Source organism: Paenibacillus sp. FSL M7-0420, assembly GCF_038002345.1.
Taxonomy (GTDB): domain Bacteria; phylum Bacillota; class Bacilli; order Paenibacillales; family Paenibacillaceae; genus Paenibacillus_AQ.
Window position 1 is genome coordinate 2,523,691 of record NZ_JBBOCJ010000001.1, and the last position, 14,211, is coordinate 2,537,901.

Here is a 14,211-nt window from a genome sequence, read left to right on the forward strand (position 1 = left end):
GACAAGGATAGGAATATAACTATGGCAGAACTCTATTATATTAATATCGAAGACCCCATAAGTGCTGATGATTATCAGACGTTACTGGGCACATGTGCTTCAGACAAAAGGGAAGCCTTACACAAATTCAGGTTTGAGGCAGACCGGAAAAGAAGCTTGTACGGGGAAGTGCTGGCCAGATTCATGATCGCCAAGAAAACCGGAGTTACGATGAAAGACATTGAATTTGACAAAAATTCATACGGAAAACCTTATGTAAAGGATCAGAATGAGGTATTTTACAATATATCTCATTCTGGAAAGTATGTAGTCTGCGGATTGGATACTGAGGATATTGGCATAGATATTGAAGAAATCCGGGACATCGACTTGGATATTGCTAAACGCTTCTTCCATGTCAAAGAGTATGAGGATATCATTTCTCGGGAAATAAGAGAGCAGGTTCATTCGCTGTATGATTTCTGGACGTTAAAAGAAAGTTATATTAAGTTTTTGGGCGTCGGGCTGAGTAAGCCGCTGAACTCATTTTATTTCATGATTAACGGAGAATCCGTACAGCTCTGCTCCCAAGAAGACCATACAGTTTATTTTAACCGTTACTTGCTGCAGGATAATTACAGGCTTGCCGTTTGTGTAAGCACACCTGATCAGATCCATATGGAAAAAATATCACTTCATGACCTTGTAGCCTATATTAAGAGTGAAAGTTAATGGATAAAATCTGGTAAGGAGTCCCTGGCATGAAGAAAATAGTTGCGATTTCCGGAGCATTAAGCACTTTGTTTTTTTTGATACATCTTATAGTGGCCTGTATCTATTACGCAGGAATCATGCCGTATGGATATATTCATATGACCATCGGCGGAATTCTGTCCATTGTCATGTCCGTCCATATGCTTTCCGCGATCTTCCTGATGGTGAAAAATCGCCAAAGGGATAAACAAGCCAAGCAATATCCGCAGCTCAATATGGGCACTGTAATCCAGTCCGCAACGGGTATTTTCACAGGGATATTTTTATTGGTGCATATCCTGGTGATTGAATTAAGTAAACGGATAGACGGGACTATGTTTAATATTATTTATGTTTCAGCAGAGTTTTTGTTTCTCTTAACTGTAGGTCTGCATATGGCCATCAGTGTGCCCAAACTCTTTATATCCATGGGAGTCATTAAAAAACGGGAGCATTACCCGCTCTTCATCAGAGGGACCTATGTCTTCTTAGCCTTGGTGCTGGTGATGTATATGGGGTCCCAAATTATGTTTTGGGCAGCATAGACAGCCGGGTGAAGCTGTTGTCTGAGGGAGAGAGAGGAGTGTCAACATTCGGATGAAGAATATACTTGTAATGGGCAGCGGCCTGGCCGGAATGACGGCAGCGCTGAAGCTTGTGGAAGAAGGAGCAGCTGTTACCTTGGTGTCACCGGCGTATTCAGAGAGAGCGCAGTCTGTAATGGCCATGGGCGGAATTAATGCTGCCCTGAATACCAAACAAGAAGATGATTCGATAGATGAGCATTTTGCGGATACCATGCGGGGAGGCAGTGAGCTTAATGACCCTGAAGCCGTGGCTAATCTGGTACGGAGGGCTCCGGAGATCATCCGCTGGCTTGAAGAAATCGGTGTGAATTTCACCCGGGATGAGAAGGGCAGAGTGGATTTACGGAATTTCGGCGGTCAAAAAAAGAAACGTACTGCCTACGCGGGTGCGCGTACCGGTAAACAAATTGCCACAGCTATTATCGCAAAATGCCGGAAATATGAAGCTGCTGGCCAAATCAAGCGGCTGACGGGCTGGAGATTCCACTCCCTATTAATAGAGGGCCAGGAATGTGCGGGTGCTGTTCTGCTGCACGAAAACACGAACGAATTGAAAAGCCTGGTTGCCGATGCAGTGATTATGGCCGTCGGAGGGCCGAATGGCGTTTTCGGAAAAACTACCGGCTCCAGATTAAATGATGGCTATGCCGCGGGAATGCTGCTTGAACAAGGGGTCGAATTTTCCAATCTGGAGATGATTCAATATCATCCTACAACAGTACATACCCCTTCCAAACGTATGCTGATTACGGAGGCTGCACGTGGCGTCGGAGGAAGATTGTATGTCATCAGAGAGGGGCAGCCCTGGTACTTCATGGAGGAGTGGTTTCCGGGATATGGGGCATTAATGCCGCGTGATGTGGTGAGTCAGAGTATCTATAAAGTATGTAATGAGATGAAGCTGGGCATTAACGGGAGCCAGGAGGTTTATTTGGATGTCTCTCATCTGTCCCCGGAAATTATTGATGTACAGTTAGACGAAGTTGTCAGCATCTGTTCGAAATTCTTAAAGGTCAACCCGTATAAGGAACCCATTCCGGTTGCTCCAGGGATTCATTACTTTATGGGGGGAATCAAGACGGATAAGAATCACACAACGAATCTGGCGAGACTTTTTGCCGCAGGAGAATGCTCCGCTCAATATCATGGGGCAAACAGACTGGGCGGAAATTCGCTATTAGGCGCGATTTGTGGAGGATGGGTTGCAGCCGAAAGCTCTCTAAGGGTCGGCCCAATGGATACTGCTGCCGCAGACAAAATAGGTGAACAGCAGCTGGAGACAGCAAATCAGGAGCTGCAGCATTGGGAGAAGAGGGCGAACACTTCTATAAAAGGCTATGTTCAGATCAAACAAGAATTATCAGAGCTTATGTATGGCGCCATGGGTATATATAGAAAAGAGAGACAGCTGCTTGAAGCGAAAAAAAGGCTGGAGGAAATGAACAACGACAGCGCAGAGTCATGGTATCATCATCATTTTTATGAATACAAAACTTTATCAGCCAATATTGTATTGGCAAGGGGAATGGTCGAGTCGGCATTGGCCAGAAAAGAGAGCCGGGGGGCACATCAGAGAATCGATTATAGTGAAAAAAATGATAAACAATTCAAGAAATCTACGAATGCAGTATTTCTGAATAATAGTATCTGCATTGAGTTTAATTAAGAAAAGAGGCAGTACTATGAGTATCAGGATTAATATCAAGCGGCAGGAAGATGCAATGAAGGAAGCATACTGGCAGAATTTTGAATATTCGGGTGAATTACATGTATCCATAGGGACTCTAATTAATAATCTGAATAGTGAAATGCTGGAAAGGGACGAGGGAGAACGGCCGATACGCTGGGACTGCAGCTGTGAACAGGGACTGTGCGGAGCATGTGCAATGGTGGTTAATGAGAAGCCGGTACTGTCCTGCCAATTATTTTGCGATGATCTGGTACAAGAGAACAATGAAATTACGATTCATCCCCTAAGTAAATTCCCGGTCATAAGCGATTTGGCAGTGGATCGGAGTCAAATGTTTGAAGTGATGAAGGACATGAAGCTATGGCTGGAAGAGCCGGCAAAGGTTAGAACCGCCAATTTAACGCTGCAATATGAAGTGTCCCAATGCCTGATGTGCGGCAGTTGTCTGGAGGTCTGCCCCAATTATAGCCTGGGTGAATTATTTACTGGAATGTCCTCCGCGATGTCGATGACTAATCTGACATTATTAAGTGAGGACAAAGCCTATAAAAAACAATATACCCAAAGAGTATATGATGGCTGTTCCAAATCTCTTGCCTGCCAGGAGGTTTGCCCCATGGACATTCCGATTGTGGAGGCGATCTCCAAAATGAATAGAGTATCGGTCTGGGGAATGTGGAATATGTTTGGGAAGCATGGATAAGATGAAACTGATGAATGACATTACCAAACTACGATAGCGGAGGACACACCATGAAACAGCTCTACATCAAGCAAAAGGTATCCAGCATAGGCGAGAAGTTCACGGTGAAGGATGAGCGGGAACAGGATGTGTATTACGTGGAGGGCAGCTTCATGCGGATTCCAAAGACCTTCTCGATTATGAATGCAGGCGGAAGGGAAGTTGCACAGATTACGAAGAAGGTGTTCAGCTTCCTGCCCAAGTTCTTCGTGGAAGCGGATGGCCGTGAGGTGCTCACCATTAAGAAGGAGCTGTCGTTCTTCAAGGCGCGCTATTCGATAGATTCGGCGGATATTGAGGTGCACGGGAACTGGTGGGATATGGATTTCCAGGTCTTGCAGCGCGGGACGGTCGTAGGGGAAGTGAGCAAGAAGTGGTTCACCTGGGGCGACAGCTACAGTGTTGAGGTGTTGAATGAGGAGCTGGAGGCGATCATCATCGCGATTGTAGTCGCTATTGATTGTGTGAAAAGTGATGAAGCCTCGGCTTCTAATCAGTAGCGATTAACAATCCTTTCAATTAGACCCTCTCCGGGCGGAGAGGGTCTTTGACATGCACGGGCAAGGTGCGCTGCAGGATCACGAGTTCGCCCCGGTGCTGGCCAAGTGCTGGCGGCCGTGTGCCGGCAAGTATTATGATCTGGTCTGCGTAACGGCCGGAATTCCCGACAGGCTCTGGAGTTACGGCGGCGAAGCCCCGGCCTTGGCCTGCCGCTGGTAATTTCGCGGTGTATACCCGGTCACCTGCTTGAATTGCCGGCAGAAATGCTCCACATTCGGATAGCCGCACCGTGCTGCAATATCAGCGGTGCTCTCTGTGCTGTGGATGAGGTATTCCTTGGCCATGCGGATGCGGCTGTTAATGACATCCTCCATACAGGAGAATCCGAAGGTTTTTTTGTAGATATTCTGAAGATAGCCTGAACTGATCTCCAGCACACCGGCCATTCTGGCTACGGTCCAGTACTCCCCGGGATTGGTCTGAATGGACGTGCGCAGCTTCAGCAGCTTGTAATATTGCGGGGTAATATTGTCCTGGAAATAGGATTCCCACAGCTTGTTGAACAGCGCGCGCAGGAGCAGATCGATGGAAGAGGACTTACAGTCGCCGCCCATATGATGCTCGGTGGCCAGCAGCTCAAGCAGCTTTTGGCAATAGTCAGGGTCGCTAAGCGCAAAAGGAATGCCCAAGGGAAGCGGTGATTCCGTAATATAAGGCTCACTTGATTCAAAACGAATCCAGTCATTGATGAACTGGCCGGCGCAGGCCTGATAATAGACCTTCTGCTGCGGCTGGTAGAGAACTACGCTGTGCGCAGGGTATTGCTTGAGTCCGCCTTGCACCCAGAATAGCGCCGGAGTCTTGGTAATGACCAGGAGCCAATGCGCACCGGCGGGAACATCTACAACGAAATTCGAAGCGTGTGTCGTATTGCACTCGACATAGTGTATAAGGGCCATTTCGGTTCTCCTCCCGGCAAACATGCTTAATTATAGCATGGTTTTTTTGTGTTTTTGTCAATGCCGGATAAGTGAAGTAAAAATGTGAGCGTTGTCAATAAATAGGTGTCTCCCCCATAATGAAAGCGTAACCAAATAATGACCACAAACATTGAACTGGGGGTTGACTATGAACACAGGTACAAGAAAAGGTCCGGGCCTACTGAAGAGTACTTCCATCCTGTTGTTGTCTGCACTTCTACTGTCTGCATGCTCAGGCAAGCTGGAGTCTGGTAACAGCGGCAAGGAGGCGGCGGCCGGTAATGATCCGAAGCCAAGCGCAGCTGTAGATGAGAGTCCACTCGGCAAATACGATCCTCCGATTGAGGTGTCGTTCGTCAGAGATCTGGGCGATGTGGTAGAGAATAACGTGCTTGGCGTATTGAAGGATGAGACGATTGATAACAACCGCTGGACCAAGCTGTATGAGGATCAGCTCGGGATCAAGATTAAGTATAACTGGATTGTAAAGGGCAGCCAGACCTCCGACCAATATCTCCAGAAGATTAACGTTACGTTGGCCTCCGGGGATCTGCCGGATGTAACGCCGGTCAACGCCACCCAGCTGAAGCAATTGGCTGATTCGGACCAGATTGAGGATATGACGGCGTTATACGAAAAGTATGCTTCCCCATTCACCAAGAAGGTGCTGTCGGGAGAAGGCACGAGTGTGTTCGATGCGGCGACCTTTGACGGCAAGCTGATGGCTATCCCGAGCCTGGAATCCTCCATTGAACGCTCGATGTATATCTGGATCCGGACCGACTGGCTGGAGAAGCTCGGTATGCAGCCGCCGAAGACGATGGCGGATGTCCTGGCGATCTCTGAAGCGTTCGCCGATAAGGACCCTGACGGTAACGGCAAGAAGGACACCTATGGCCTTGGCATCACCAAGGATCTGTGGGGCGGGGCGATGGGACTGGAAGGCTTCATGGCCGGGTATAATGCCTATCCGAATATCTGGCTGGAGGATGAGAACGGCAAGCTGGTATACGGCAGTATTCAGCCGGAAGTGAAGAAAGCGCTCCAGGTGCTGCAGGATATGGCCAAGAAGGGCCAGCTGGACCAGGAATTCGGCGTCAAGGACGGAGGCAAGGTCTCCGAGCTGATCTCCGCCGGCAAGATCGGGATGGAATACGGCGAGCAGTGGAATTCCATCTGGCCGCTGCAGCTGAACCGAGACAATGATCCCAAGGCGCAGTGGCAGGCCTTCCCGATTGTCTCGGAATCGGGCGACACGCCGAAGGTGCCGCTGAAATTCAGCACGACCCGCTTTTTCGCGGTCAAGAAAGGCGCTGCCCATCCGGAAGCAGTGATCAAATTGTTCAACCTCCATCTGGAGAAGAATTGGGGCGAGACAGCCGAATTCGATAAATACTTTGCGCCGCCGGAAGCGGAGAGTGTCTGGCAGCTGTCTCCGGTAACGCCATATCCGGTAACGAAGAACGTAGACGCGTTCCGTGAGATTGATGCCGCCCGCAAGGCCGGTGACTTCTCGAAGCTGGTGGGGGAAGCTAAGACCATCCAGGAGAAGCTGGAATCGTATGCTTCAGGCACTTCGGAAGGCTTCGCCCTGTGGGGCTGGGAACGGATCTATGGCGAGCAGGGCTCCATGGGCATAGCCGACCAGTACATCAAGAATGAGCAGTTCATTCAGGAGAAGTTCGTCGGCGCTCCGACTCCGACCATGGTCGAGCGCAAGACAACGCTTGAGAAGCAGCAGAATGAAATGTTTGTCAAAATCATTCTGGGTGACCCTATCGATAAGTTCGACCAGTTCGTGAAGGACTGGCAGAAGCTGGGCGGCGATCAAATTACGCAAGAGGTCAACGAATGGTACGCAGCGACTAAGAAATAAGGCGCCCCTGGAGGAAGAAAACGACCTTTTCTTCCTCCATTCCATTCTTGCCTGCAGATGTGGAGGATAACGATGAGAACAAAACTGCGAAAAGAACTGCCGCTTCATTTGATGCTTTTGCCGGGACTGGTGATGATCATTCTGTTCTCCTACGTCCCCATGGCCGGTGTCATGATCGCGTTCCAGAAATTCATCCCTGCCAAGGGCTTGTTCGGGGATCAGAAGTGGGTGGGTCTGGATAACTTCGAATATGTGATGAACCTGCCAAGCTTCACACAGGTGCTGTGGAATACGCTGTTTATTTCAAGTCTCAAGCTGATTCTGGGCCTGATTATTCCGCTGGTGTTCGCGATTCTGCTGAACGAGCTGGCCAGTAATGTAATCAAGCGTTCCGTACAGACAGCGATCTATCTGCCGTATTTCTTGTCCTGGGTCGTGCTTGGCGGCATCTTGATTGATATTCTGTCTCCATCGGGCGGGATTGTGAATGAATTCCTCGGATGGTTCGGTGTCTCCAAGATATTCTTCCTCGGCGACAATGACTGGTTCCCCTTCACGCTGATTGCTTCGGATGTGTGGAAGAACTTCGGCTACGGCACGATTGTATATCTGGCGGCCATAACGGGTATCGATCCCGGGTTATATGAAGCAGCTACCATTGACGGTGCGAACCGCTGGCACAAGACCTGGCATATTACCATTCCGGGCATCCGCATGGTCATCGTCCTGCTGTCGGTACTCAGTCTGGGACAGCTGTTGAATGCGGGCTTCGATCAGGTCTTCAATCTGTACAGTCCGCAGGTCTATGAGAGCGGGGATATCCTGGATACCTTCGTTTACCGGATCGGTCTGCTGGACGCACAGTACGGCGTAGCGACTGCCGTCGGCTTCTTTAAATCGATCATATCGCTTACCTTAATTTCCAGCTCGTATTTCCTGGCTTACCGTTTCGCCAAATACCGGATTTTTTAGAGGAGGGAGCTCCCTTGCAGCAACCGCTTACGCCTAAGCAGACAGACATAACTACTGTTCACCGTTCAAAAAAGTTCGACGGGATATCGGTGCTGAACGCCACCTTTCTCATTCTGGTCTCACTGCTCTGTATCCTCCCGCTCATTCATATTATAGCGGTGTCCTTCAGCTCCAGCGCGGCCGCCTCCGCAGGGTATGTCAGGCTCTGGCCGGTAGATTTCACATTCGCCTCGTATATGTATACGATGAGCCGCACAGAATTCTGGCAGTCGATGCTTGTATCGCTGACCCGGATCGGGATTGGGACGCCGCTGAACCTGTTGCTGACGATCCTCGTGGCCTACCCGCTATCCAAGGAATCACACGCTCTGCGGTTCCGCAGCGTCTATGCCTGGGCCTTCTTCGTCACGATGCTGTTCAACGGCGGGCTGATCCCCTGGTATACCACGCTCAAGGAGTACGGCCTGCTGGATTCCATCTGGGCGCTGGTGCTGCCCGGCGCAGTTCCTGTGTTCAGTGTGGTGCTGCTGCTTAACTTCTTCAGGGAGATTCCGAAGGAGCTGGAAGAGGCGGCGCTGATTGACGGGGCCGGCCACTTCCGGACGGTCTGGTCTATCTTCGTGCCGATCTCCAAGCCGGCGCTGGCTACACTGGCCTTGTTCTCGATGGTGGAACACTGGAACAGCTGGTTCGACGGCCTGCTGCTCATGGGGAATCCGGCCAACTATCCGCTGCAGAGCTATATTCAGACGATTGTAATCCAGCAGAACCTGTCGAATATGTCGCGCGATGCCATGCTTGATCTGGCGCTGATCTCGGACCGGACGCTGAAGTCTTCCCAGATCTTCCTCGGCTCCCTGCCGATTATTCTGGCCTATCCGTTCCTGCAGAAATATTTCGTGAAGGGGATTGTACTCGGCAGTGTCAAAGGTTAACCTCCCGGAAGTTATGCATAAGCCTGCGGCTCTCCCCGGATTCAGGCTATAATGGTGAAAATGATTGCTGGGGGCCTGGGATTGTTGTTCAAAAAGGATTACTCACTGCGCAATACAATATTTCTGCGGCTGATTGTGACCTTTCTGCTCATTATGCTGCCTATTCTTGTCTTCGCCGCTTATTTGTACCAGTGGATTGTGCAAACGGCCAGCAGCGATATCCGAAGCTCGGCCAGCGCGCAGACCGTCTTCTATTTAAATGATATGGAGAATGAGATCGAGCGGATGAAGCTGCTGCAATACAGCCTGCTGGAGGATGAGGATCTGAACAAGCTGGCTCTGACCTGGGAGACGCTGCCGACCATTGACCGCACGGAGAATCTGAACTCGCTGATGAAGCGGCTGTTCATCGTGCAGAACAGCAGCACGTATATCAAGGACGTCAGGGTTCATATCATGACTATAGGCCGGACCATCTCATCAGTCGGCGGCGTGCGTGAGATTGAACTGAAGCGCTTCCGCGAGATCCGCTCGGTCTTCGGGGACCGCCGTTCCCAGGTGATTGAGTGGGATGGCGGCCTGTACCTTAGTGCGATGAAGCAGCGGGGCATCAAGGGGGCGGAGCCGCTGCTGACGGTCGAGATTGAGCTGGACACCCAGGAGCTGCGGGCGGCGCTGGGCCAATTCAATACGTATCCCGGCAGTGGAACGCTGCTGCTCTCCGATAGTGCGAGATTCGCGCTCTATAGCATGACCGGCGGGCTGGCGCAGGCAGAACCGTCCCAGTATGCCCGGGATATCCGCGCGGTGGCCTCCGGGGAGAGGCTGAGGATCGCAGGTGCGCCTTATTATATCGTCCAGACCGGCTCACAGGAGCTTGGCTTGTCCATCTACCGGATCATCCCGGAGGCTATTATCAAGAATCCGCTGAGCAAATTCTATACCTGGGCCTGGGTGTTTGCCGTGGCTGCGCTTGCTATCATCATTGCTTTTGCACTATCGACCTACAAGTTCATTCATAAGCCGATGCTGACGCTGGTGAAGAGCTTCCGGAGAATGGAGCAGGGCGATCTGGACATTCATATCCAGCATGAGTCGAAGGATGAATTCCGTTATCTGTACAGCCGCTTCAACCAGATGGTCAGCAATCTGCACTCCCTGATCGACCAGGTGTACAAGCAGAAGATTATGGCCCAGCGGGCAGAGCTGAAGCAGCTGCAATCACAGATTAACCCGCATTTTCTGTATAACAGCTTCTTCATTCTGAACACAATGGCGAAGACCGGCGATACCGAGCGGATCGAACAGCTTACTACGATGCTAGGGGAATACTTCCAGTTTGTCACCCGGAACGCTTCCGATCTGGTGTCATTGGAGCAGGAGATTCACCATGCAAGGATGTATACAGAGATTCAGGCCATGCGCTTCTCCCGCAGAATTGGGGTCCGGTTCGATGCCTTGTCGGAGGAGCTGAAGAAGGTGCCCGTTCCGCGGCTGATTGTGCAGCCGATTATTGAGAACGCGTTCAAGCACAGCCTGGAAAAGAAGGCCATGGAGGGCCTGATCATTGTGCGTTTTGAGCAGGAGGATGCATGTATCCGCATCATTGTGGAGGACAACGGGGACCGGCTGACCGATGACACACTGGCGCAATTGAAAGAGTCCCTTCATGTCTATCAGGAGCATGCGGAGACCACCGGCCTAGTGAATATTCACCGGCGCATCCGCATAACCTTCGGGGAAGAGAGCGGCTTGCTGGCGGACCGGAGTGAGCTGGGCGGACTAAGGGTAACCATCCTGCTTAGAGCTGGAGGTGAGAATGCTGATGTACAGGATGCTTATCGTTGATGATGAAGAGATTATCACAGATGGACTGGCGGTAATTTTCGGCAAAATGGCGCTTGAGCTGGACATCTACAAGGCCTACTCGGGCCGTGAAGCGCTAAATCTGCTGCACCGGACCCGGGTGGATATTGTCCTGTCTGATATCTGCATGCCCGAGATGGACGGGCTGGAGCTGATGGAGCATATCCGCCGGAGCTGGCCGCAATGCAAAATCGTCTTCCTGACCGGACACAGCGACTTCAATTATGTCTACCAGGCGATTCAGGCTCCGGGCGTCCAGTATGTGCTCAAGAATGAAGGTTATCCGAAGCTGATTGAAGCGGTGATGCGTGCGCTGCAGGAATTGAACGACACCATGCAGGTGAATGATCTGATCCGTGAATCCAAGGAGCAGCTGAATACGCTGGAGACCTTGGCACAGGGCGATTATTTCCGCCATCTCATTCACAGCGTCAAGGCGGATCAGGATATGGCCGGGGACTTCGTCCGTCTGAACATTCCGCTGGATGCTTCGCGGCCGGTGCTGATCGCACTTGGCAGCATCAGTGATCCTGAATCCTCGCGCACCTATATGGACCGCCGGGAGACGGCGCTTGCGGTCAAGTTCCTGTCGGAGAAGCTGCTGAAGGAGCGGACGGTCAGCCTTGGGGTGATCGACCGGTACGGTGACCTGATCTGGCTGATTCAGCCGGGCGGGACGGGAGAGGCTTCGCAGCCGGAAGATTTGGAGCAGATAATTAAATTTCTGGAAGGCACCTTCGAGCTGATTCAGCAGTCGTGCAGGGAATCGCTGGAGGTCGGGATGGCCATCACGCTCAGTGCGGAGGAGTGTACCTGGTCCAGGCTTCAGGTAGTATACGATAAAGCGAGGCAGGTTCAGCATTACCGGGCAGGAGACGGAGAGCGGATGGTGCAGAAGGTGCAGCTGAATGAAGCGGCGGCGCCGGATACCGTGCGTGACCGGTTCATGCAGGGCAAGGTGGAGACGCTGGCTGCGCATCTGGAGGCGGGCCGGAAGGAGGAATTCCTCCGGCTGTTTGGGGAGATGGCTGAACCGGCGGGGCAGGAATGCGCGCGGGGCAACCCTTATTTGACTGAGCTGTATTACACCATTGCTCTGATGCTCATGTCGTATACCAACAGATGGGAAGCGGACCAGGAGATCGGGGCAAGCGGGCTGATGCAGCTGGAGGTCCACCGGACATGGGGAGAAGCCTTCCGCTATCTGGAGGACACCGCCGGGAATCTGTTCTCTGTCCGCAGGAGCGGCGAGCAGAAGCGGGCGGCGGGTGTTATCGACCGGATCTGCCTATATATAGAAGAGAATCTCGACCAGGACCTGTCGCTGGTCCGTCTGGCCGATCTGATCCACTTCAATCCCTCCTATCTGTCCCGCCTGTTCAAGCAGGAACGGGGAATCAATCTGTCCGAGTATATCGAGGAGCTGCGCGTCCGCCAGGCCAAGGAGCTGCTGCGCAGAGGGGAGCTGAAGGTCGCCGAGGTCGGCTCGCGGATCGGCTACGTCACCCCGCAATCCTTCACGCGGGTCTTCAAAAAGTGGACCGGAACCACGCCGCAGGAATACCGTGCGGATGTGGTTAGCGGGTAAATGGATAGGATATAAGAAAATCGCTCCTTCGGGATGGATGGCGTTGCCTCCATTCGTCCGGGGGAGCGATTGTTCGTTGGGGGGAGTAAATGAAAGGGATAAATCCCATTAATGCAGCCAAAAGTGGGCTGGACGGGGAAATGAAAGGGATAAATCCCTTTGGTGCAGCCAAAAGTGGGCTGGACGGAGAAATGAGAGGGATAAATCCCTTTGGTGCAGCCAAAAGTGGGCTGAATGGGGAAATGAAAGGGATAGTATTAGAGTAACGAGGAGCAGAAGTGCACCTGATATCAGCAGAAGTTGGCTAAATGAGCGAATCAGGTGCAGAAGTGCACCAGATATCAGCAGAAGTTGGCTAAATGAGCGAATCAGGTGCACAAGTGCACCAGATATCAGCAGAAGTCGGCTAAATGAGTAAATCAGGTGCAGAAGTGCACCAGATATCAGCAGAAGTCGGCTAAATGAGTAAATCAGGTGCAGAAGTGCACCAGATATCAGCAGAAGCCGACTAAATGAGCGAATCAGGAGCACAAGTGCACCTGATATCAGCAGAAGTTGGCTAAATTTAGTTAGTTTCTTTTACAAGTAAATCCGGTAATTCCCGCTCAGCGCCAGCATGGTGAAGAAGTATAGACAGTTGTCGTAATACCGCCGTTCTCCGGTGCGCAGCGGGGTGTCCCAGAATAGCTTGACGAAATGACCGGCATCGGGGCCATCGGCGGCAAGCGAGGCCATGGCCAGCGTGGATAGCAGGCCGACCGGATGCAGGGACAGCTCGTCAAACGGCTGACCGTCAATGGTATACCGCCGGTAATCAGCCGGATCGATATCGCGGAAGAAAGCCTGAATGCGGTTAGACTGCTCTACCTGCCAAGGATCGCAGCGGAACCATTCATAATCCAGCCCGATGTTGGCGGCGACCCGGTAAGCATCACTGAAAAAGTGGCGGAAATCGCCATGCGGTTGAGGGTCCGCCGGAGTTCCGTCATAGTTGGCGTATTCCGGCGACAGCCCGGTAACCGGGTGGCAGGCCAGGTGTAGGTAATCCCGACTCTTGGCAGCCGCATCCTTCCAGAACGCCCGGTCTGCTTCATCCGCTTCCAGCGCAAACAAATCATAGAAATGCGGCAAATGATAGGAGGGATCGCTGAACGGAGTCTCCGGGATGAACTTGATCAGCCGGGTCGCCGGGTCCCACATCGGATCGCCTTCCCCGTCTTCTCCCTTGTGCACACAAGCGCGGAGAATAATTCTGGCCTGCTCGGAATAATTGAACGGCGCGGCCCCGTCACCCCAGCGGCGGGAAGCGAAGAACAGTGCCATCGCGAAGAACTCCTCTCCATCCGGCGCGGGGCCGGGAGACAGCCGTGTACCATCCAGTTTACAATGCCAGGCGAAATAATCCTTGTAACGGCCCTCCGTATGCTGCATGAATACCTTGGCGAAATTCCAGAGCCGGTCGAACTCCTCCTTTTTATCCATCTGAACCGCCATCATCATCCCGTAGGACATGCCCTCTGTGCGCACATCGGTATTACCTGTATCTACGATATAACCCTTATCATCATCCATAGTATGATAGAGCCGGACATCAGGGGCGCCGTAGAACATTTCGTTCCAGGTATCTTCCAGCCGCTGCTGAATGGCCTCCGGACGCAGTCCATTCTCAAGAAACAGATTTCTGTACTCTCCTGTGTAAAAAGACCCCTCTGTAGTATTCATCATAACATCCTCCAGGTGAA

Annotated in this window: 14 protein-coding genes; 12 read left to right on the top strand and 2 right to left on the bottom strand. The window is 51.8% G+C overall.

What is annotated here, in order from left to right:
- Positions 1–21 precede the first annotated feature (21 nt).
- Genes MKX51_RS10555 through MKX51_RS10580 form a run of 6 tightly spaced genes read left to right on the top strand, consistent with a single transcriptional unit; the run spans position 22 to position 4,471 of the window.
- Positions 22–711: a 4'-phosphopantetheinyl transferase family protein gene (locus tag MKX51_RS10555; RefSeq protein ID WP_340992298.1), complete on the top strand. Its 690-nt coding sequence runs from the start codon at positions 22–24 to the stop codon at positions 709–711.
- A gap of 29 nt (positions 712–740) precedes the next feature.
- Positions 741–1,277, top strand: a complete 537-nt coding sequence (locus MKX51_RS10560) for a hypothetical protein (protein WP_340992299.1) — start codon at positions 741–743, stop codon at positions 1,275–1,277.
- Positions 1,278–1,329: 52 nt separating this feature from the next.
- The gene (locus tag MKX51_RS10565; RefSeq protein WP_340992300.1) at positions 1,330–2,985 is read left to right on the top strand and encodes an FAD-dependent oxidoreductase; all 1,656 of its coding nucleotides are present in this window, start codon (positions 1,330–1,332) and stop codon (positions 2,983–2,985) included.
- Positions 2,986–3,001: 16 nt separating this feature from the next.
- On the top strand, positions 3,002–3,712 hold the full coding sequence (locus MKX51_RS10570) for a 2Fe-2S iron-sulfur cluster-binding protein (protein ID WP_340992301.1): 711 nt from the start codon (positions 3,002–3,004) through the stop codon (positions 3,710–3,712).
- 50 nt (positions 3,713–3,762) lie between these two features.
- Positions 3,763–4,251: an LURP-one-related/scramblase family protein gene (locus MKX51_RS10575; RefSeq protein ID WP_340992302.1), complete on the top strand. Its 489-nt coding sequence runs from the start codon at positions 3,763–3,765 to the stop codon at positions 4,249–4,251.
- A 52-nt stretch (positions 4,252–4,303) separates the two neighbouring features.
- The gene (locus MKX51_RS10580; protein ID WP_340992303.1) at positions 4,304–4,471 is read left to right on the top strand and encodes a hypothetical protein; all 168 of its coding nucleotides are present in this window, start codon (positions 4,304–4,306) and stop codon (positions 4,469–4,471) included.
- On the opposite strand, the gene MKX51_RS10585 is transcribed toward MKX51_RS10580, so the two are convergent.
- On the bottom strand, positions 4,432–5,211 hold the full coding sequence (locus tag MKX51_RS10585) for a helix-turn-helix domain-containing protein (protein WP_340992304.1): 780 nt from the start codon (positions 5,209–5,211) through the stop codon (positions 4,432–4,434). The genes MKX51_RS10580 and MKX51_RS10585 overlap by 40 nt on opposite strands.
- 169 nt (positions 5,212–5,380) lie before the next feature.
- On the opposite strand from MKX51_RS10585, the gene MKX51_RS10590 reads away from it, so the two are divergent.
- The 6 genes from MKX51_RS10590 (at position 5,381) to MKX51_RS10615 (ending at position 12,735) form a co-directional block, all read left to right on the top strand.
- Entirely contained in the window at positions 5,381–7,108 is a 1,728-nt protein-coding gene (locus tag MKX51_RS10590) for an extracellular solute-binding protein (RefSeq protein ID WP_340992305.1), read from the top strand.
- A gap of 72 nt (positions 7,109–7,180) precedes the next feature.
- On the top strand, positions 7,181–8,080 hold the full coding sequence (locus MKX51_RS10595; protein WP_340941791.1) for an ABC transporter permease: 900 nt from the start codon (positions 7,181–7,183) through the stop codon (positions 8,078–8,080).
- Positions 8,081–8,127: 47 nt separating this feature from the next.
- Entirely contained in the window at positions 8,128–9,015 is an 888-nt protein-coding gene (locus MKX51_RS10600; protein ID WP_051478002.1) for a carbohydrate ABC transporter permease, read from the top strand.
- Between the two features lie 81 nt (positions 9,016–9,096).
- Entirely contained in the window at positions 9,097–10,863 is a 1,767-nt protein-coding gene (locus MKX51_RS10605) for a sensor histidine kinase (RefSeq protein ID WP_340992306.1), read from the top strand.
- Positions 10,841–12,469: a response regulator transcription factor gene (locus MKX51_RS10610; RefSeq protein WP_340992307.1), complete on the top strand. Its 1,629-nt coding sequence runs from the start codon at positions 10,841–10,843 to the stop codon at positions 12,467–12,469. Before MKX51_RS10605 ends, MKX51_RS10610 begins: the two co-directional genes overlap by 23 nt.
- Positions 12,470–12,558: 89 nt before the next feature.
- On the top strand, positions 12,559–12,735 hold the full coding sequence (locus tag MKX51_RS10615) for a hypothetical protein (RefSeq protein WP_340992308.1): 177 nt from the start codon (positions 12,559–12,561) through the stop codon (positions 12,733–12,735).
- Between the two features lie 313 nt (positions 12,736–13,048).
- On the opposite strand, the gene MKX51_RS10620 is transcribed toward MKX51_RS10615, so the two are convergent.
- Positions 13,049–14,191 (bottom strand): glycosyl hydrolase family 8, encoded by a 1,143-nt coding sequence (locus MKX51_RS10620; RefSeq protein WP_340992309.1) that lies wholly within the window; start codon positions 14,189–14,191, stop codon positions 13,049–13,051.
- Between the last annotated feature and the right edge of the window lie 20 nt (positions 14,192–14,211).

Coding starts and splice junctions, on each gene's coding strand:
- MKX51_RS10555 (WP_340992298.1), top strand. CDS start 22: ATGGCAGAACTCTATTATATTAATATCGAAGACCCCATAAGTGCTGAT.
- MKX51_RS10560 (WP_340992299.1), top strand. CDS start 741: ATGAAGAAAATAGTTGCGATTTCCGGAGCATTAAGCACTTTGTTTTTT.
- MKX51_RS10565 (WP_340992300.1), top strand. CDS start 1,330: ATGAAGAATATACTTGTAATGGGCAGCGGCCTGGCCGGAATGACGGCA.
- MKX51_RS10570 (WP_340992301.1), top strand. CDS start 3,002: ATGAGTATCAGGATTAATATCAAGCGGCAGGAAGATGCAATGAAGGAA.
- MKX51_RS10575 (WP_340992302.1), top strand. CDS start 3,763: ATGAAACAGCTCTACATCAAGCAAAAGGTATCCAGCATAGGCGAGAAG.
- MKX51_RS10580 (WP_340992303.1), top strand. CDS start 4,304: ATGCACGGGCAAGGTGCGCTGCAGGATCACGAGTTCGCCCCGGTGCTG.
- MKX51_RS10585 (WP_340992304.1), bottom strand. CDS start 5,211: ATGGCCCTTATACACTATGTCGAGTGCAATACGACACACGCTTCGAAT.
- MKX51_RS10590 (WP_340992305.1), top strand. CDS start 5,381: ATGAACACAGGTACAAGAAAAGGTCCGGGCCTACTGAAGAGTACTTCC.
- MKX51_RS10595 (WP_340941791.1), top strand. CDS start 7,181: ATGAGAACAAAACTGCGAAAAGAACTGCCGCTTCATTTGATGCTTTTG.
- MKX51_RS10610 (WP_340992307.1), top strand. CDS start 10,841: ATGTACAGGATGCTTATCGTTGATGATGAAGAGATTATCACAGATGGA.
- MKX51_RS10615 (WP_340992308.1), top strand. CDS start 12,559: ATGAAAGGGATAAATCCCATTAATGCAGCCAAAAGTGGGCTGGACGGG.
- MKX51_RS10620 (WP_340992309.1), bottom strand. CDS start 14,191: ATGAATACTACAGAGGGGTCTTTTTACACAGGAGAGTACAGAAATCTG.